Genomic DNA, 19,115 nt, shown 5'->3' with positions numbered 1-19,115 from the left:
TCCTCGAAGCCCTCCTTCATCTGTGACCGATACATCCATCTCTTCATCGCTCAATCGGGTAGAAACGGCGGGCATTGCCCGCACGAATCTGCCCTTTCTCCTCCTCAGTGAGTTCTTCGGGAAGCACCGCTTCGAATAAGTGAATGACGTCCCGATAGCTTCCCGCCTGCAGGGCAACCGGCCAGTCGCTGCCGAACAGCAGCCGATCGCAGCCGAACAGAGTGATTAGCTGACCGACGTATGGCCTGATCAGGTCTTCTCGCGAGCCGCCTGCCATCGTGATCATGCCGGACAGCTTGACCGCTGTGCCAGGTAGTCGGGACAGTCGCTCCATTCCGGTATGCCAAGACTCGTTACACTGCTCTAGCATGTTCGGGCAGCCCAGATGGTTGACGACCACCTTGAGCATCGGCAGTTCCTCCAAATACGGCGCAACCGTGACAAGATCGTCAGGCTGTACGAGCAGGTCGAGCGTCAACCCCGCCTGCCCCATATCAGCGAGAACGGCACGCAGCTTGCATGAATCCGAATCGGAGCGTGCATCGCGAAACGCCCTGCCGTTCATGCGGACACCAGCAAAGCGCGGATTGGAACACAGCGAAGCAAGCTCCTCATGGAAGCGTTCCGCGAACGGATCGAGGCCCCCGCTTACCGCCGAGATTGCCTGCCAGGTCAGCGACAGTTCCAGCATAAATGCCGCTTCCTCGGCCGTAGAGGCAGCCTCCACGGCGACAAGCCCCTCGATGCCAAAAGCTTGGAATTCCGGGAGCAGCTGTGACGGCAGGTAATCCTGATAGAGCAGCGTGTTCGTCGGCTTCAGCCAGCCGTAGTCGCCACGCGACAGCTTCCAGAAATGCACATGGCTGTCTATGTACATGGGGCTTCGCCTTCCTGATCCCTCCGGCCTGCCAGCAAGCTGGAGCCGTATGGGTTCGGCCACGGCATGTCATAGCTCGGCGAATTCACGTAACGCTGCATGCTGAGCTTCAACCTGATGCCCGCCCCCTGCTTCAGCGTAACCGCCAGCCACTTGCCGTCAACCGTGGCGGCTGAGCCTTGCGGATGACCTTCGGCGTCAAGTTGCTGCGCATCGGTGAATCGGTGCTCACCGAACGTCCCTGACTGAATCACGACCTCGCGTTCGTCAAATAGGCTGGTGTTGCATAGCTGGAGCGTCACGCTGTCCGGCGCAAGTGCCTCTACCAGCGCGGATACCCCCGGCGGAAGACCCGGTCGACGCTCCTTCGCATCAAAGTAGCGCACTCTCGCATGCTGCAGGCCTCCGTGCGAGATGTGCATGGGACCGCCCAGCGTCAGCTGCACAAGCGCCTCGATATAGACCGGGCACATCTCCTGCCAAATGTGAATGTTGGAGAAGTCGCCGTCGGCAAAGCCGCTTTTCCATTTGCGGGGATCGCCTTTCTCTGAGCGCATCCGCTCCAATTGCCGGCCGACCAGCTCCATATTCGCCTCCAATATCCGGCTTGGATAATCAGGATTATGACCGCGAATGTACTGGAACCATGGCTCCGTATTGCCAATATAGTGCTTCGTTTCCCGTCCCGTCCGGCTGTCCCTTCCGGATACAACAGGCACCGTAATCTCATTCCAATCGTGGTCCTTCGGAATCCGTTCAATTCGCTCCAGATCTTCATCTGCCATGGACATCGTCCATAAATAGACCGGATACTTGGGCAGCGGTTTCCGCCAATCGCTCCAGCCCGTATCCCCGTGCTTGTTCGGCACAAGTAGTTGATCGCCCTCCTCCCGGCGCAGCGTCCAATTCGCATCGAGCTGGGAACGGGCAAGCGAAAGCCGACTCATATCGCCAGTCAGCAGCACAGCGTTCATGCAGGCGTTAGTCAATGGCTCGATGATCGTCATAAAACCGTGCGGCCATCTCCAGCCGTAATAGCCCCCCCACCATTTGCCGTCATTGTATTCGCCAATCTTGCCGGAGAGGCCGATGTTGTCTGGAATAATCCCGCCGTTGGATCGGGTTCTCTCCTCCCAAGCCGCGAGATAATTAACCACCCACTCACGAAGCGTTTTGTCACCTGTATGCATGTAAGCGTGTGCAATTAATCCGCTGGCATTCAGGTTGAGCGGAACATCCCCGCGGTTCATCCGTTCGTTCATCATCACAATGAGCTGCTGATAAACTTCATCGTTGGACCAAGGGCATTTGCGGCTTGCATAATCGACGCCGGGAATATCCTCGTACGGAGCCGGATAGTTATCCAAGATGCTGCGATGCGTACTCCAATCTTCCTCCGACACGACGAAGCGCGGTCCTTTGCTTCCGGTGAGCGGGGACCGGATCAACTGCTTAGCTTTATCGTAATTGGGCGCCTCCGGATCGTCTCCCGTATACATTCGGGCGAATCGAACCGCTCTCTGTCTATCCTTGAGGGTCGTTGGCCCGGCAAGTCCAAGGAAGTAGAGAAATAAATAGCCTTCTCCATGATGCATCCAATCATAATAGCGATCGAATTCACGATCGATTTGCCCGAATTCTGTCCATTGCCAAGTAATTCCTTCCCATATTCTGCGCGATACCTCGTGCAGCTCCCGACTGCCCCCGAGCACATACAGCAGCGCCAGGTTCATGAACCCTTCATAGGGATCATCCGAACCGTCCATCCCCGGCCATTCCTTTTGCCAAATGAGCGTGCCATCCGGTTCTGTATAGCGCTCGACAAACGCTTGGGCTGCTTGATTCAGGGTGCCTAGAAGCCACTGCTCCTGCAGTGCCCACTCTGGCGGCACCATTCGATCCTCCGCTGTGATTCTCGGCAGTCTGTTTTCTTGAACATTCATATCGGTTCCTCCTATTCTACTGGAAATAAACTTTTGCCTTGGAATAAGGCATAGACTCGGTTCAGCTCTTCGGCAGCCAGCCCCCGCCCATCGCAAATTGCCATATTGGCACGCAGCACTTCTGACGACGTCGCCCCGGTCAGCGTGACGTGAATGGCCTGCTGCGACAAGCTGAAACGCATGGCTGGCTCTACGAGCCCGTGCGGCTCCGTTTTGCGCAAAAACTGCAGCTGCTCCATCCGCTGCGCCGCTTCCTCCACGATACCCGGCCTTAGGAATGACGCCGGCGTATCGGCAAGCAGCCCGAGTCCCAGCACGCTCCCATTAATGACGCCTATGCCCGCCTCCGCTGCAAGCGGGATGAGCTCGTCCTTGGCGGTGTGATCAATCAGCATATACCTCGTGTAAAACTGGATGCTATCGAACCGATTCAGCCGCACAAACCGCATCAGGAGCGGCAGGATTCGGGTAGTGATGCCAATATACCGAATCTTCCCGTCCTTCCGCAGCTTCTCGAGGGCAGGAAGCGTCTCGTTCACGATCGTCTCGTAGGGAACCTGCTCCGCATCGTGAATTTGCAGCAGATCGATCCAATCCGTCCGAAGCCGCTCGAGACTCGCCTCCACGGAACGAATCGTTGTCGCATAATCGAACGATTCTCCCGGACCTACCGCCTTCGAAGCCAACACAACCTGCTTTCGTCTGACTCCGCTTAAAGCCAGACCGATTCGGCGCTCCGACTCTCCTCTGCCATAGCTTGGCGCCGTGTCTATAAAATTAATGCCGCCGTCGATGGCCTCATGGATCATCTTCTCGACACTCTGCACATCAGCTGGTCCAAAAACGCCGCCCAAAGGCGCACCGCCAAGCCCCAGCTTCGATACGCGAAGCCCCGTTCGGCCTAATGTGGTATACTCCATTTGTCATCCCTCCTACTATAAATTGTAGTGAAGATCCTCTATAATAAAATAGCCATAGTTCCCCATCTTATGGCATATCTTCTCTATGTGAAGAATGGTGGCGCACACAGTGGAATTCATGTATACAGAATCGATCGGTCTGACCGATCTGACCGTGCTTGAGGTCGGGACACAAGTCTGCCAGTCTGACATGACCTTCGGGCCCAGTGTGCGAGATATGTATGTTCTTCATTATGTGCACAGCGGGTACGGCACCTATTCGGCTGGAGGACAAAGCGAGCGGGTTGGCCCTGGCGGACTGTTTCTAATCGTGCCTGATACCGTCCACGCGTATGGTGCCGACCCGGCCCAGCCTTGGCATTACTCTTGGTTCGGCTTCACAGGCACGATGGCCTCTCGGCTAACTGCGCTGGCCGGCTTTGCCGCTCCAGCTCCCGTCCGGATGACGCCCCCCTCGCACTCCGTTGAACCCTTGTTCCGCAATGTTATGAGCTTGCGCGAGGAACCAGCCAAGGAACTCTTCCTGACCGCTCTGCTCTACCAAATATTCGGCACGCTGGCCATACCAGACGATGCGCCTCCGCTAAGAGCCGATGTCGGCCACCACGTGCGCAATGCCGTTTCCTTCATGAACGCCCGATACGCCGATCCTATCGGGCTCGACGAAATCGCCGGCTATGTAGGGCTGGACACCAAATACTTGTGCCGCCTGTTTCAGCAGCGCCTGTCCATGTCCCCTTACCGATATTTAACCGACATTCGCATGAGGAAAGCTTGCCGCCTGCTCCGCAAGCAGCTGCTGGGGATTGCCGAAATTGCCCGTTCCGTCGGCTATCAAGATCCCTTGCTGTTTTCGCGGATGTTTAAACGAACAATAGGCCTTTCCCCTACCGCGTACAGGGAAAAGGCCAAGATAGAAAGCGGAAGCGAACAATAATAAGTCCGCTACATTTTCAAACGAGTACCGTCTCTCGTTCTTTATTTTCATATAATCTCTCAATTGTTCTTTCAATATTAGGTTCCTTAATATGTAAATCAACAATACTGTTGCCATCAGTGATTTTCGAAATAGCTTCAGCAATTGTGATCTCATTCGTATTGATTAGAATCGTTTTTCTCGGTCCCTCCTCACCAATAACCCTCAATCGAGAATCATTAAGTGATACATTGTCTTCTGCAAAATCCACGATTAACATATACCCTTCACTGTATAAGTCTTTTAATTCCCCTATGGATCCGTCAAATATCTTCTGCCCGTGATCAATCATGATGATTCGATTGCAAATTTGCTCAATATCGTCCATATCATGAGTGGTTAATAGGACTGTCGTACCTTTTTCTTTATTTAATTCCCTCACAAAACGTCGAATACGACTTTTAGCTACAACATCAAGTCCAATCGTAGGCTCATCTAAATATATAATTTCAGGGTCATGTAAAAGAGCAACCGCCAAATTGGCTCGCATCTTTTGTCCCAAGCTTAATTGTCTAATCGGTCGATTTATAAATTCCTTCATCTCTAACAACTCAACATAAAGGTTTACATTTGATTTAAACTGTCGCTCTTCAATACGGTACATTTTCTTATACAGTTGAAATGTCTCTGTCATCGGTAGATCCCAATACAATTGAGATCTTTGTCCGAAAACTACCCCCATTTTCTCCGCATTCTTCACTCGATTTTCATGAGGAACTCTCCCATCAACGTGAACAATTCCAGAGGTTGGTGTCAAAATACCTGTTAAAATTTTGATCGTAGTCGATTTACCAGCCCCATTTGGACCGATATATCCAACAAGCTCTCCTTTATCAATGCTAATATTTATGTTTTGAATAGCTGCTTTTGTTTCAAATTCACGAATGAACAACGATTTTAGCGTCTTGGTCCAACTTGAATTTCTTTTATACACTTTAAATTCCTTACAAATATTTTCCATTTCAATATAAGCCACATTCTCATCCCTTTCATCAAGACCCAGTGCTGTTATAGTGTTTAATCCCTTTGAAAAAAAACAGAATCGCCAGAGTAAATAACACAATACCGATAATCGGAGTGAGAAATTGAACCCATGGATGGAACATGAGAAAATCATTTTTTTTGAGAAAATATTGCGCTGGATAAAAATTGATGAATGCATAAGGAAACAATAAGGTTAATAGCACCTGCAGAAACTTGCTGTACGCAGATATTGGATATTGAATAAACCTTTTTAAATCAAACATAAATAGGTCAATTAATGCTTTATTGTTCGTAATCCAAAAAGCGGGTACAGAAGTGAACAGAAAGGCTGCGCCTTGGATGAGAGTACCTCCAATTAATACTATGACAAGGAACAAAAGATTCATTGCGCTTAATGTGATTTGAAGTTTGTTGAAACAAATGATCATAACACCGATGGCAACAATCACATTGTTAAAATACCCCGTGCTGAATTCTTTGCATATGAGATATAAAAAAGGATTAATTGGTTTTGTTAAAATTTCATCAAACTCTCCACTTTGGATGCTGGATGCTAGTTTCATACATGGATGAAACAGAAAAAATCCTGCGAAAGAGTACGAAGCTAAACTTAATGCATATAAAAACATAACCTCGTATGTTCCCCATCCGGCTATTTGTTTGAACTTGGAGATGAGGATATAAATGAGTAGAAACTCCGTTACCCATACGGATGCTTTGGAGAAAGAGGTGAGCAAAAATGCCCCCCGATATTCGACCACTCCGTTTAGCTTTATTCTGATAAATGCCAAATATAGCGGCAGTCGACTCATTTTAGCCTCCATGGACAATTACTTTTTTTTCAACTTTTCTCCAAATTAATTTTTCTACTACAATCAAAATAATGATCCAAACAAATTGAGTACAAATAACTTGGAGAGACTCATGCCAGGACAATTTCCCCAAAAGTATAGCAATTGGCTCGAATGCAACAAGATGAAAAGGCAGCATCTTGCTAATGTATAATAAAAAGTCCGGATAAAACCACAGGGGGACAAAAGTGCCTGCAAAGAGTTGAAAAAATGCCTTCATAAACCAATCAATATAAAATGATGTCGTCATCCAAAACGTAGTTAATCCCAAAATATAATTGAAGTAGTAGATGATTATAAAGCCGTTAATCAGGCTAATAAAAAACAATAAAAGGCTATTTGTCTGATATGGCCATGTAAATCCCGAATAAATACTAATAAGTAATATCGCTGGAACTGTATTGAAGATGAGCATGTACACATTCTCGCCGATTTGGTTGGCAAATATGTAATACTTAAAATTTATTGGCTTGATGAAGTCGGTGCTTATTGAACCATCGACGACTTTGCTCCCAATCTCATTCGCAATATTCGAATAGATCAAAGAACCAATTATTGAATTGACGATGACAAAATTAATCATATCCGTTAATTGAATACCGCCAATTGCCGTTTGTCCTTTAAATAAGGCTGTCCATATACTGATTAGTATTAACATCTTAATTAGTGAACTTGCGGCGCTAATATAGGAGTTCATTCGATAAACAAATTTTTGAGAAAATGATATTCTAATGAACTCTAGGTATACTCCCACACTCGATAACCTCCTACTTCTTCTTATTCCTTCCCAAAGAGTACAAACATCGTAACTTGTTTTTATCCAAAGATGAATAGTTAAAATCTAAAATTAATCTTCAATATTGAAAGTCAAGAAAAAAAGCAGCAAGGTCGGCCCCGTAAGAGGCCAACCTGCTGCATACAACCTTAGCGATCCAACATACGCATAACCACTGTGACGGCTTCCGCTCTCGTCGCCACGTCAAACGGTTTAAAAGCATGATTCTCCCGGCCATCAACTAGCCCTAGCGAGTTAGCTCGCGAAACTAACGGCAATGCCCATGAGGGGATCTGAGAACTGTCGCTAAACGAAGCCGAAGCCGATGTCCCCTCGCTTTGTGGCAATGCCCTTACCAGCATGGCAATCATTTCGATGCGATTTATTGCCTCATTAGGGCGCAGAGATTGGTCTTCATAGCCCTGGATAATACCTGCTTTCAACGCAGCGCTTAGTTCTCCCGCCGCCCATGCCGGAATACTCGCCTCATCGGTGAAATCCGGCTTCGTCGGTTCCGGCTTCAAGCCCAGAGCGCGAACCAGCATGGCAGCGAATTGAAGCCTCGTCATCGGTTCGTCAGGCTTAAAGCTGCCATCTGAATAACCGTTCACAATGCCCTTGGCAGCAGCCTTGCTGATCGCTTCCGATGCCCAATGTGTCGGCACATCTCCAAAAGTCTCAGATCGTGGTGCTGATGTTGAGGGCTCCGTCGGTTTGGTAGGCTGTGAGACCGCCGGTTCAGGAACCGGCTTAGGCAATGGCGCTGGATTATACCCAGATGAAGAATCCGATGAAGATGAATTGTTTATCTGTGGACGCTTTATCATCAGGGTATACGTTTTATGAACTCCCGACGGCATCGACACATCAATCAGAACAACACTGCCGCTTTCTGCAATGACCAGCGGTCCGCTTTCGCTGCCGCTTCTAACTGACTGCGTCGAAGCGCCGTCTACGCTCACCTGAATAACAGCCTTCTGACTCAAGGAAACCGGCGAAATGGTCAAGTTGCCGATTCCGAACGGAGCCATCACTGTATAATAGCTAATATCCGGGCGAAAAGCTGGCGTGAGTGTCAGATTCGAGCTGATTTGAAGGCTGCTTAATTCTGGCCTGCCCTCTTCCACTGGCATGTTCCTGCCTGCAGTTGGTCCGACATCGGCAGCCGTAAGCGGCTTAAGTGTAGGAACGGTTGCTTGGTCGTACTCATCTGCACCAGCGTCGGGCGTATGCGTACGCCTTTGACCATCCATATCGTCCAAAGGAACATATGGACCTTGGGCGCTATCAACCGCTGGACTTAGCGGTGACAAGCGAATCAGACCATCGCTGCCACGGACCAGCTTCAGATCACCTTTGTAAGTGGCGCTAACGACCGTTGCATTCGTTGCCACAGCGGCGAGACCATCGGCCATATTGCCCACATAAGACGGTCTGCCTGCGGGTGTGATATCTTTCGTTTCATTGAATATCGTCCCTGCGTTGCTGAAAATAACATTATTATAAACTAGCGTTCCCGTCGGTTGGAATGTGCGCTGAGCAATTTTGAAAGCCGATGCTTTATTGCTTAAGTTTACGAATGTATTATTGAAAATCTGCACATTATATTGCCGCCAGTGCCCGCGCAGCAATTCCTGCTGCCTTTCTGCGGAAAGGCTCCTAAGGTCAGCGAAATCGTTAGGCCCTGTGCCCCAACGTATACTTGGATTCGTGCCTCCCTCCGGCCCCGCATCTTCCGTTCCGCCATCAAGCTGAACGGCATCATCCGTGAGTCCTTCCATATAATTATTATAAATCTTGTGATCATTTCCATAGAGCCGGAAACCGCTCGTTCCAGGTTTCTTGCCATCCGCAATAATGAAATTGCCATAGAAGCTGTTGCGATGACCGTGCCGGGCTACCATTCCTCCATAGGAATTCAAGACAGTGTTGTAGCGGATTGTATTATCGCTGCTCTTCACCGAAACGATCTCGTCCTCGCCGTTCAATCCGTCGAACAAATTGTATTGAACCGTAACATGTCCAGGGGCCAACGATAGCCCGGAAAGCCCCAGGCGGATCGCTTCCAATCCGTTGCTTACCCGTGGACCGATATCATGGAAGTGATTATACTCAATCACATCGTACTGCGAAACCGAGTCCTTGCCATCATACGTCATCACGGCGCCGAAGCCGGTTTTTGGACCGATGTCATTGTATGCGATCCGATTGTGGCTGCTGGTGCCTTCCACCCGAATATAATGCCGGTCGGTTCCACCGTCCGTAAGCAACGCCGAGTTCGGGGAGTGCGACGTTTCTCCCGTATAAATGGCTCCGTTCGGATCATAAGTGGCCCCATAACGGCAGCTATTTTCAACGCCGATCACACACCAAATTTGCTTATTGACGCTGTTCTCAACCTTCGTAAACCGGTATTTCTGACCCGTTTCATTCAAGGCAAAGGTATTCCGCACAAGGGAGACATTGCTGGAGTCGTACAATTCGACACCCGGGTGCAGTCCCTTCAATGATGCGATCCTGTCTTCCGGGACAGCTCGGCTTCGCAGCGTATCTTCACCAAGATCCGATCCGCCACCGGAGTGGAACGTAAGTCCCTCAACCTCAACATAGTTTGCATTTTCCAAATGCATGTAGCTGTCGCCAGCGATAACAGCCTTCCCGAGTTCAGCAGCAACAATACGAATCGGAAGCGCAGCCGTTCCTGACTTATCTTTGATAACGAATGGACCGTTTTGTGCATACGTGCCATTTTGCAATTCAATCGTCGTCCCTTTAGCAGCTTGATCCAGCGCATTCTGCAGTTCTTCCGCGGAATTAACCTTCACCACGCGTACCGGAGGGAGGGGTTCCACGGGTTTATCGCCTGCTTGCGGAGGACCGCTTGGCTCAGTAGGTTCATCCACTTTTGGTGCGGTGCCCGTATAAAGTTCAACTTCGGTAATACTATTCCAACTGCCTGAGCTGCCCGAAGCCGTATTTCCATACCCGACCAGCCGCAGATAACGCACTTCTGCTGGAGTCGTCAGCACATAAGGCTGCATACTATCATCTTCGGCTTTAAGCACTCTGCTTTTTCGCTTAGGCAGCAGTACAGTCGGATTCTGGAAATCTACTTGATTGGAGCCTATAATTTCGAAATTGCTTTGACGGTCGATTGCGCTCAGGAAAGCGATATTCAAATAGGTAACTTTCTCAGGTTGCCCCATATCGAACTGCAGCCACTCCCCTTGTCCAGAAGCCGACCAACGGACATCATTATTCCAAACACCGTCCACGACATTCGCGGGAATATTCGTCGTGTTCGGCTGATAGGAACTAGCGGTAACCGTACTTGCGTTCATCGGCACTTGGCCATTCGTTCCTTTGGCCGATAGCCGATAGGCTTGCAGCGTATACGTATTCATCGCATCGCCGTTGGATAATCGGATCGTGAGCTTATTATTTCCCGGCGCGAGATGAACCTTGGCAACATCGCTTATTGGCTGATTCACTCCTTCAAGATTCGTCAGAGTCACCGCAGTTGTAATACCCCCACTGACTTGCATGGCTAAACGGATGGAATCGGCAGCCTGTGGAACGATGACCTCATACCCCTCCATCTTGGAAGACACGAAGGGGATATTCATCCCGATCTTTTGACTGCCGTTCCAAACATCGAGCGCAGACAACTGGATGGCTGGCATTTTCTCCACAAAGGTGAAAAAGGATCCATCAGTAAGCTCCGTATCCGCAGCGTAGTAAGCTTCGCCATGCACCTCCACAGGGGTTAATGACAGTGGAACCGCGTGGCTGAAATCGCTGCTTCCGCTCCTCAGCAGCAAGCCGCCTAGCGGAAGCATTGCCGCTGGAAAGGCAACTTGTACAGTCCCGACATTGCCCGTATTTCGGACCTTCCACGTCCGCGTTGATTGCTTGAAGTCCGCACCATAGGGCACAGAAGGAGCCAAACTTCCGTTATCGCCCCATAGCAGGTACTGCTTGTCCGCCAAAGCTTGTTTAGCGGTAATGATGACCTGCGAAGACGCTATACCTTCGCTGCTCCGGCTTGTTGCTTGAGCCAATGCTCCTTGCTGATCGCGGGCGATCCCTGCAATGTTATTGCCATAAGCCATATTGGAATCCTTTGGCCAAACGACCATCGGCGAAGGGCCTGCCGATACATAATCCTTTCCCTTCAGCGGCGTTCCGAACTTAAGGGCCATATACGTTTGCACTTGGTTCTGCTGCTCTTCCGTAAGTGTATCGCCAAACACGATCATCTCGCCAATTTGCCCATCATAGCCGGATCCTCCACCGACTGCTGAACCAAGAGACATCGGGTTGCTTCCGTTTCCAACCATTGCGAGTCTGGCTTGCGTTGATTTGACTATCGTTTGCCCATCCAGCGTAATCGCTTGGTAAACAGCACTGGAAACGGCTGGATGCGAATCATAATGAAACCCCCAACTGTTGTATTCAAGAGGAGGAATTGAATAGCCTGTCGTGAGCCGTGGATTTCCAGATACGGTAGCTCCCGAATCCCACAAAACTTGCGAAGTGCTGGAGTAGAAGGGGATATACGCTCCAAATTTTCCGTTTCCTTGCAAATTTTCATAAAAAATTTGCGACGTCTGATTCGATAACGTTAACCCGCCAGTAACCATATACACACTTGCATGTTCAACAGACTCATTCTGGTTGAATAATCCATTCTTGTCCATCAAAAGACTTCCATTGCCTGAACGAATAAATTGCACCGATGGCTGGAAATTCAGCGCAGGATTGGAAGGAGTATACTTCGGCTTTACCCTCGGACTCTTATCCCCGACCGTCCCGTCATTGATGAAATCATTGCCTTGCGGACTGCTATCCTTCCATACCGTTATATCGCCATTCCCACTACGGGTCACGCTGTCGGAATCCGCTTTCAGCCACAATTTCAGCAAGTTGGCATCCACACCGCCTGGTGTTCCTGTCACTGCGCTATCTGCCTGTACGTTGGATACCCCTAGCGGCAACCATGTGAATGTTAAAGCTGCTGCGAGCAGCAAGCTGACTCCCCGTTTCGAACGCACTCTGAATTCATTGGACATCTTGCTCAAATTCTCATCACCTCTTCTGTATTATGAAGCTTTTAGGCAACATTGCTGCATACCGTAAAAGCAGCTAAACTCATCATTAGAAAAACAGTTTCCCCCCCCTGAGAGATCAGCCTCTGGTTAGTGACCAAACCTATTGAGGGAACTCTAGGACGCTATTTAGGTAAATAGCAGGGATGCGAGGGTCATAGCGGAACTACAGGGTCCACGAAAAGCGCTGAATTTCCCATCAAAAACCAAAATAGCATACTGGAGTTCCCTCAACCTCGCTATAATGCCACTTTGGGCTAGAATAGCGCCCTGTAGTTCCCATACCTCCGCGCGAGGCAGCGGGAGTAACTCCACGTTCACCCCAAAATATATAAACTCAACTATTTCTAAAAAGGGAGAACCCCTTAAATCCACCCAAAAACCTATACTTTCTATGATTTCAAGAAAGCTCTCACAGGTCCCACGTCATCTACCGTGAGCGGTTTCATTGCTCGAACATGACTTGAATCGTATTCCTCAAAGCCAATGACTATACTTTGCCCGCTTGCCGCTGCCTGCTGATCAGCACTTGTTTCATAGATCACCGTTCCAGCTTTGCTGACAATCAAATTGTTATACACCTTCGTACCCACGGGTTGATAGGTTTTTCCGCCCAGAGCAAGGAAATTAGCATCAGCCCCCGGATTCACCAGCGTATTATTGAACACCTGGACATGATACTGCCGCCAATGCCCACGCAGAAGCGCTGTTCGCTCCTCTTGCGAAAGCTCCTCCAGAACTGCAGACTTTTCCTCCTCTCCACTAATCCACTTTACCGTAGGATTTAGGCTCCCTTCAGCTCCTCCATCATGTGATCCGCCATCCAGTTTTATCACCTGATCCGTCAAGCCTTCCATATAGTTGTCATAAATTTTGTGATCGTTGCCGTAGATACGAAAGCCGCTCATCCCCGGCTTTTCCCCGTCGCCGAAGAAGTAATTGCCGTAAAAGCTATTGCGATTCCCGTGTCGAGCGACGAATCCCCCGTACGAATTCCGCGACGTATTGTAGCGGATGATGTTGTCGCTGCACTTCACAGAAATAATCTCATCCTCGCCATCAAAACCGTCAAACAAATTATACTGGATCGTTACATACCCAGGAGATAATGAAAGACTGGATAATCCGAGTCTGATCGCCTCTAATCCGTTCGTAACACGCGGGCCGATCCCATGAAAATGATTATATTCAATCACATCATACTGCGAGATCGTTCGTCCGCCATGCCCCTCTCCATCATAAATAAGTACGGCGCCAAAGCCTCTCTTGGGCCCAATTTCATTGTAAGCAATCCTGTTGTAGCTGCTCACTCCCTCCACTCGGATATAATGGCGGTGTGTTCCATTGTCGGTGATCAGTCTAGCATCTTCATAAGGAGTCAGGCCACTATACTCGGCGCCATTCGGGTCATAGCTGCTTCCATAACGGCAGCTATTCTCAATGCCATACAACCCCCATACTGGACCCTTATTCGTGAGGAAACGATAAGGCTGCCCGATCTCATTCAAGGCAAACGTATTGCGAAGAATCGAAATTCGGCTAGAGCTCTGCAGTTGAATGCCTGGATGTACACCTTGCAAGATACGGTGCGACAGACCTCTGTCTTTAAGAGACTGTTCGCTGGAGGAAGAGCCGATCCCACTATGGATCATAAGACCAGATACTTCGATATAGCTTGAATCCTCTATGTGCAAATAACTGTCACCTGAGATAATAGCCATTCCCAAGTTAGCAGCCTCAATCCGAATCGGCATGCCGTCCGAACCCTGCTTATCCTTCACAACGAATGGGCCGCTTTGTTCATATATCCCGTTTTGCAGCTCAATGACGCTTCCTGCGACCGCTTCATCCAATGCCATCTGCAATTCTGCAGCCGTGCTAACCTTTATGTATGTCAGCATCGGCCGTACTTCCATATGATCCCCCATATCCTAACCCCTCCATAATTCTCTATCATTCACTTGCATGCTTAGAACACACGATGCTTCCAACCTTGCAGCTTGGCAAGAGCTTCAACATAATAGTAGTCGCCATAAATCAACGATACATTCACATTCGTCTCCGCCGGTTTATGCCCCGTTCCCCCACGGAGAATGCCTTCATGCTGCGGTTCATCGAAGGCGGTATATCGCTCCGACAAGGATTTCAGGATGCGCTCAGCAGCCGAGCGGTACTTATTGGCGTCCTCCGTTTGAACGACTTCGGCAAGCTCAAGCAAACCCGACGCCGCAATGCTTGCAGCGGACGTATCCCTTGGAGCCTCGCTTGCATTCGGTACCCGGAAGTCCCACGGAGGCACCATTTCTTCTGGCAGCGAGCTAATGAAATGATGAGCTACCTGCTGAGCTGCATGCAGGTACTTCTCTATCTTGGTATAACGATAGGTGTTTGTCATACCATATAACGCCCAAGCATTCCCTCTGGACCAGCAGGAATTCTCTGCAAAGCCTTGCCCACCCATGTGCTCCAGCAATTCCCCAGTTATCGGATCGAATACAGCAATATGACAAGTCGAGCCATCGCCACGGATCATATGTTTGATAACAGTATCGGCATGAGCACAAGCGATTTGAGAAAATCGTGGATCTTGCAGCTCTTCCGAAGCCCAGAACAAGATGGACAAGTTCATCATGCAATCGATGATGGCCCAGCCAGTCATATCACGATTCCAAGCCCTAAGAAACTGTCCAGCCAGATTAAATCGGCCAGCCAGGAAATTGGCTGCCGCAAGTCCTCGGCGGCGTCCATCCAGATCTCCGGTCAGCTTGTACTTGAGGACAGATGTGGGCAAATACTGAAACCCCACATCATGATGAAAATGGTTGTCTTCCAGCAGATGACGTTCCATCCGTATATCCCACTCCCAGGCAGCAAGCTTATAGCGTTCTTCGGCGGTTAAATCATAAAGAATCCACAGCATCCCCGGCCAGAATCCAGATATCCACTGATCCAGCTTTAAGCCATCATATGCCCCTGACCGGGCTGCATGCGGTGCTAGTTCAATCCCTCGGCTCAGCATAACATCAACCTTGTTCTGCACTCCTTTCCACCAAAGATCGAGAGATGCTGGATTGATTATTGTTTGCTTTTCAATGATTGTTTGCTCTTCAATGATTGTTGGCTTTTCCATGATTGTGATCTTCTCCTTTTTATCCTTTGATAGCTCCAATTAAAGCGCCTTTCACAAAATATTTCTGCAGGAAGGGGTAGACCATAAGAATCGGCAATGTGGCCACGATAATGGTAGCATGCTTCAAGGTTTCCCCTACAATCGCCACATCCGCACCGCTGGATCCGCTCGCCATTGAGCCTGCTTCGTTCATCAGCAGAAGCTCTCTGAGTACAAGCTGCAGCGGGTATAGCGATCGGTCTTGCAAAAAGATCAGCGCATTAAACCAAGCGTTCCAGTGGCTCACCCCGTAGTAAAGCAGCATAACAGCGACAACAGGCATACAGAGCGGGAACATAATTCGAAACAAAATAACAAACTCATTGGCCCCATCGATTTTCGCCGATTCTTCCAAACTATCCGGTATCGCTTCAAATGCTGTTTTCATCAGAATAAGATTAAATGCTGAAATCGCTTGCGGAATAATTAATGCCCACAATGTATTCGCCAAGCCCAGCCCTTTGACAGTAAAATAAAAGGGAATCATGCCGCCGCTGAAAAACATCGTAAAAACGATGTACAGCATAAGGGGCTTTCGATAGCCCAAGCATTTCCTTGACAACGCATACGCGCCCAAAGACGTGAGAAAAATGTTAAGCGTTAACCCCACGACAACAATGATCATCGTATTGATATAGCCGTTCATGATTGTTCCATTTTGGAACACAAGCTTATAGGCATTCAGATTAAACTGAAGCGGTTTCCAGAGAATCCCGCTATGCTGCATATAGAGAGTAGGATCGCTTAGTGATGCAAACAAGACATACACAATAGGATATATAGTAGCTACAGCGAGCAGTGACAATAAAGCATAATTTCCGATATCGAAAGTCCACTCACCGACTGATTTGCGATACATATTCATCCTCCCTCTACCACAGGCTGGTATCGTTCAGCTTGCGGCTCAACCAGTTGGACCCGACAACAAGTGTGAAGTTAATGGCCGAATTGAATAAACCGACGGCCGAGCTGAAGCTGTAGTTGAATTCCTGAAGCCCAACTCGATATACATAGGAGCTAATAACATCAGCGGTTTCATAAATGGTCGGATTATAAAGCAAAATAATTTTTTCTGTCCCCACACTCAGCATACGGCCCATCTCAAGAATCAACAAAATGACAATCGTAGGCATGATTCCTGGCAGCGTGACATGGCGCATTTGCTTCCATCGTCCTGCGCCATCGATCTTCGCAGCCTCATACTGCTCGGTATCAATGCCCGCCAATGCCGCTAGATAAATAATCGTGCCCCATCCAATATGCTGCCACACCCCCGACGAGACATAAATCGTCCGGAAAAACTGGGATTCAAGCAGCAGGGAGAGTCTCTCCCCGCCCAAAAAAGCGATAAAATCATTGATTAATCCCCCGCTTACGGTGAATTCCTTGATCATTCCGCATACGACGACGAGTGAGACGAAATGCGGCATATAGGTGATCGTTTGGATAGATCGCTTGAAGATCGTCTTCTTTACTTCGTTAAGCAGCAGAGCCAGGATAATCGGCGCAGGAAATCCAAAAACGAGATCATACAAGCTGATAAGAACCGTATTTTTAAGTGTGCGCCAGAAATAAATACCTTCGAAAAAAACTTTAAAATGCTCGAATCCGGCCCACGGGCTCCCTATAATGCCAAGTCTTGGAGAGAAATCCTTAAAGGCAATAATTGCGCCATACATGGGAACATAGTGAAAAAGCGAAAAAAATAAAATCACTGGAGCCAGCATGAGATAGAGCAGCTTATTTTTGCGAATGTCATTCAACATTCCCCAACCTGGGAATGAATTTATTTTCACTGAGCTACCACCCTTCTATCTCTTGTTATAGCGATCAAGCGAATTCTGATAAATGACTACGGCGCGATCAATGCCTAGCTTTTTAATTTGTTCCACATATTTGCCATAGTTCTCAAGCGGTTCCTTGCCCATAATAAACTTCGCAAACATTTCTTCCTTATAATTGCTTACATCGTTAATAATTTTGCCGAGCTCTTTGCTTTCTTCTGCGGTTGGCGTAAGAAATGCTGGAATTGTATGTTTAGCCGCATCGGTATTTGACCATATTTTGACCGCCTCATCTTGCTGAGGAAACGTATTCCAGTTTCGACGCTCATCTGCTTCATAAGGACCGTTTGGCTTTGTAAACTGAGCGACCATTTGCTGCAAGCTGTACTTCTCATTTTTCACGATCTGAGCTGTATACGCAGGATTTCCGTCTTTCATGACATAGCTTTCGCCCTCGACGCCAAAGTTGAACAATAGACTGCCTTTTGTGCTGTAAGCATAATCCAGCCAGCGAACAGCCAATTCCGGATTTTTCGTAGTTGCCGAAACCGCTTTGCTAGGACCTGGATTATACTTGAAATCTCTCTGTCCTGTAAAAGGCTTCTCTCCCTTTTGAAGGACTGGATAGGGTGAGCCTACCAAATTGAATTTCGGATCCTTCGTTTTCATGGCATCCATCCATTTTCCCATTCCCCCGCTCAGCAAGGAAACGGTTGCGCCTGTTTGACCGCCAAGCATTTTCGTATCCAGCACTTTCCCATCCGTCAATGCAAAATCTTTATCAAACAAGCCTTCGGCATACCATTTACGGAACAAGGTTAAAAAATCCTTATATTGAGGGTCGACAGGTCCATACTTGACTTTGCCTGCGTCATCGAGATAGAAGCTGTTTGAAGTATGAAAAGCACCGATAAAGGCATCGCGAATCTCAAAATTCCCATTGACGTAGGTCACACTAAGCGGGGCTTTTGCTCCCTTTTTGTCACGGAAGGCAATTAACGTTTTTTCCCAATCATCAATCGTCTCAGGTAAGGGCAATTTAAGCTCATCCAACCAGTCTTTACGAATGATCGGCCCACGGAATACAAGTCCGGAAGGGTTGCGGATCATCGGAAATACGTAGTATTTGCCGCTATCCGTCTTGATCATTTTGTCGAGTTCTTTGTCTTCCTGCAGCTTCTTCTTCAAGTTCGGCGCGTATTTATCAATCAAATCATTCAATTCCAGAATGACTTTATCGTTGATGGCCTTCTCAGGTCCACCGGGGTAAGAGCCCGAGCTTCGCCCCGTCCAATCGTATTCAATGACATCCGGCAGTTTCTCAGAGACAATCATGAGATTGAATTGCTCTTTCAGTTGTTGATCGTTCGGATGGATATACTTGACGTCAACACCCGTTTCTTTGACGAGCTGCTTGCCAAAAGGAGTTTCAGCCAAGTTTTGATAAAAGGTGATGGCATTGTTATTGAGTCCTTCCCATGATGTTAGCGTTTCCTTCGTATTCATAGGATAGGTTGCTGTAGACTTGGCTGGATCAGCATTGGGCGTATTTACGCCATCCTTGCCCGTACTTCCGGTTTCCGAGCAAGCGGCAAGTAAAATACTTGTTAACATGAGAATACTTAACCCCGCAGCGCCATATTTGCGATGCTTTCCTTGCGATCTTAGGCTTTCCATATTCGTTCCCCCATTCAATAGTTAACGGTTTGTATGTATCATTTTGCTTAA

At 48.5% G+C, this 19,115-nt stretch carries 13 protein-coding genes; 1 reads left to right on the top strand and 12 read right to left on the bottom strand.

The window, feature by feature from the left end; genetic code table 11:
• Nucleotides 1-43: 43 nt before the first annotated feature.
• From LOZ80_RS05385 to LOZ80_RS05375, 3 genes are read right to left on the bottom strand one after another with little or no spacing between them, the layout of a single operon-like run.
• Nucleotides 44-877, bottom strand: a complete 834-nt coding sequence (locus LOZ80_RS05385; RefSeq protein WP_238170461.1) for an amidohydrolase family protein — start codon at nt 875-877, stop codon at nt 44-46.
• A complete protein-coding gene (locus LOZ80_RS05380) occupies nt 868-2,820 on the bottom strand; it encodes a DUF8034 domain-containing protein (RefSeq protein WP_238170460.1) in 1,953 nt (650 codons plus the stop codon). The genes LOZ80_RS05385 and LOZ80_RS05380 overlap by 10 nt, the downstream gene beginning before the upstream one ends.
• Before the next feature lie 11 nt (nt 2,821-2,831).
• Nucleotides 2,832-3,740: an aldo/keto reductase gene (locus LOZ80_RS05375; RefSeq protein WP_238170459.1), complete on the bottom strand. Its 909-nt coding sequence runs from the start codon at nt 3,738-3,740 to the stop codon at nt 2,832-2,834.
• A 94-nt stretch (nt 3,741-3,834) separates the two neighbouring features.
• On the opposite strand from LOZ80_RS05375, the gene LOZ80_RS05370 reads away from it, so the two are divergent.
• Nucleotides 3,835-4,677, top strand: a complete 843-nt coding sequence (locus tag LOZ80_RS05370; protein WP_337951000.1) for an AraC family transcriptional regulator — start codon at nt 3,835-3,837, stop codon at nt 4,675-4,677.
• A 16-nt stretch (nt 4,678-4,693) separates the two neighbouring features.
• Here the strand turns inward: LOZ80_RS05370 and LOZ80_RS05365 are convergent, their stop codons facing one another.
• From LOZ80_RS05365 to LOZ80_RS05325, 9 genes are all read right to left on the bottom strand, one after another.
• Nucleotides 4,694-5,692, bottom strand: coding sequence for an ABC transporter ATP-binding protein (locus LOZ80_RS05365; RefSeq protein WP_238170457.1), 999 nt, complete (start codon nt 5,690-5,692; stop codon nt 4,694-4,696).
• Nucleotides 5,693-5,708: 16 nt separating this feature from the next.
• Entirely contained in the window at nt 5,709-6,512 is an 804-nt protein-coding gene (locus tag LOZ80_RS05360; protein WP_238170456.1) for an ABC transporter permease, read from the bottom strand.
• Between the two features lies 1 nt (nt 6,513).
• On the bottom strand, nt 6,514-7,305 hold the full coding sequence (locus tag LOZ80_RS05355) for an ABC transporter permease (protein WP_238170455.1): 792 nt from the start codon (nt 7,303-7,305) through the stop codon (nt 6,514-6,516).
• Nucleotides 7,306-7,475: 170 nt separating this feature from the next.
• Nucleotides 7,476-12,398, bottom strand: coding sequence for a chondroitinase-B domain-containing protein (locus LOZ80_RS05350; RefSeq protein WP_238172901.1), 4,923 nt, complete (start codon nt 12,396-12,398; stop codon nt 7,476-7,478).
• Between the two features lie 428 nt (nt 12,399-12,826).
• On the bottom strand, nt 12,827-14,362 hold the full coding sequence (locus tag LOZ80_RS05345; RefSeq protein ID WP_238170454.1) for a polysaccharide lyase 6 family protein: 1,536 nt from the start codon (nt 14,360-14,362) through the stop codon (nt 12,827-12,829).
• 41 nt (nt 14,363-14,403) lie between these two features.
• Nucleotides 14,404-15,564, bottom strand: a complete 1,161-nt coding sequence (locus LOZ80_RS05340; protein ID WP_443147010.1) for a glycoside hydrolase family 88 protein — start codon at nt 15,562-15,564, stop codon at nt 14,404-14,406.
• 19 nt (nt 15,565-15,583) lie between these two features.
• Complete coding sequence (locus LOZ80_RS05335) at nt 15,584-16,462, bottom strand: carbohydrate ABC transporter permease (RefSeq protein ID WP_238170453.1); 879 nt, start codon at nt 16,460-16,462, stop codon at nt 15,584-15,586.
• A gap of 13 nt (nt 16,463-16,475) precedes the next feature.
• Nucleotides 16,476-17,369, bottom strand: coding sequence for an ABC transporter permease (locus LOZ80_RS05330; protein ID WP_238172899.1), 894 nt, complete (start codon nt 17,367-17,369; stop codon nt 16,476-16,478).
• 45 nt (nt 17,370-17,414) lie between these two features.
• Complete coding sequence (locus LOZ80_RS05325) at nt 17,415-19,064, bottom strand: type 2 periplasmic-binding domain-containing protein (protein WP_238170452.1); 1,650 nt, start codon at nt 19,062-19,064, stop codon at nt 17,415-17,417.
• Nucleotides 19,065-19,115: the final 51 nt, after the last annotated feature.

Source organism: Paenibacillus sp. HWE-109 (assembly GCF_022163125.1).
GTDB lineage: Bacteria > Bacillota > Bacilli > Paenibacillales > NBRC-103111 > Paenibacillus_E.
The sequence above is the reverse complement of the archived record's forward strand: the minus strand, read 5'-3'. Positions and strand labels throughout refer to the sequence as shown.

What these genes read in the sequence shown, in the direction of transcription:
- LOZ80_RS05385 (WP_238170461.1), bottom strand. Translation starts at nt 877, where the DNA reads ATGTACATAGACAGCCATGTGCATTTCTGGAAGCTGTCGCGTGGCGAC.
- LOZ80_RS05380 (WP_238170460.1), bottom strand. Translation starts at nt 2,820, where the DNA reads ATGAATGTTCAAGAAAACAGACTGCCGAGAATCACAGCGGAGGATCGA.
- LOZ80_RS05375 (WP_238170459.1), bottom strand. Translation starts at nt 3,740, where the DNA reads ATGGAGTATACCACATTAGGCCGAACGGGGCTTCGCGTATCGAAGCTG.
- LOZ80_RS05370 (WP_337951000.1), top strand. Translation starts at nt 3,835, where the DNA reads ATGGTGGCGCACACAGTGGAATTCATGTATACAGAATCGATCGGTCTG.
- LOZ80_RS05360 (WP_238170456.1), bottom strand. Translation starts at nt 6,512, where the DNA reads ATGAGTCGACTGCCGCTATATTTGGCATTTATCAGAATAAAGCTAAAC.
- LOZ80_RS05350 (WP_238172901.1), bottom strand. Translation starts at nt 12,398, where the DNA reads ATGTCCAATGAATTCAGAGTGCGTTCGAAACGGGGAGTCAGCTTGCTG.
- LOZ80_RS05345 (WP_238170454.1), bottom strand. Translation starts at nt 14,362, where the DNA reads ATGGGGGATCATATGGAAGTACGGCCGATGCTGACATACATAAAGGTT.
- LOZ80_RS05340 (WP_443147010.1), bottom strand. Translation starts at nt 15,564, where the DNA reads ATGGAAAAGCCAACAATCATTGAAGAGCAAACAATCATTGAAAAGCAA.
- LOZ80_RS05335 (WP_238170453.1), bottom strand. Translation starts at nt 16,462, where the DNA reads ATGTATCGCAAATCAGTCGGTGAGTGGACTTTCGATATCGGAAATTAT.
- LOZ80_RS05330 (WP_238172899.1), bottom strand. Translation starts at nt 17,369, where the DNA reads ATGTTGAATGACATTCGCAAAAATAAGCTGCTCTATCTCATGCTGGCT.
- LOZ80_RS05325 (WP_238170452.1), bottom strand. Translation starts at nt 19,064, where the DNA reads ATGGAAAGCCTAAGATCGCAAGGAAAGCATCGCAAATATGGCGCTGCG.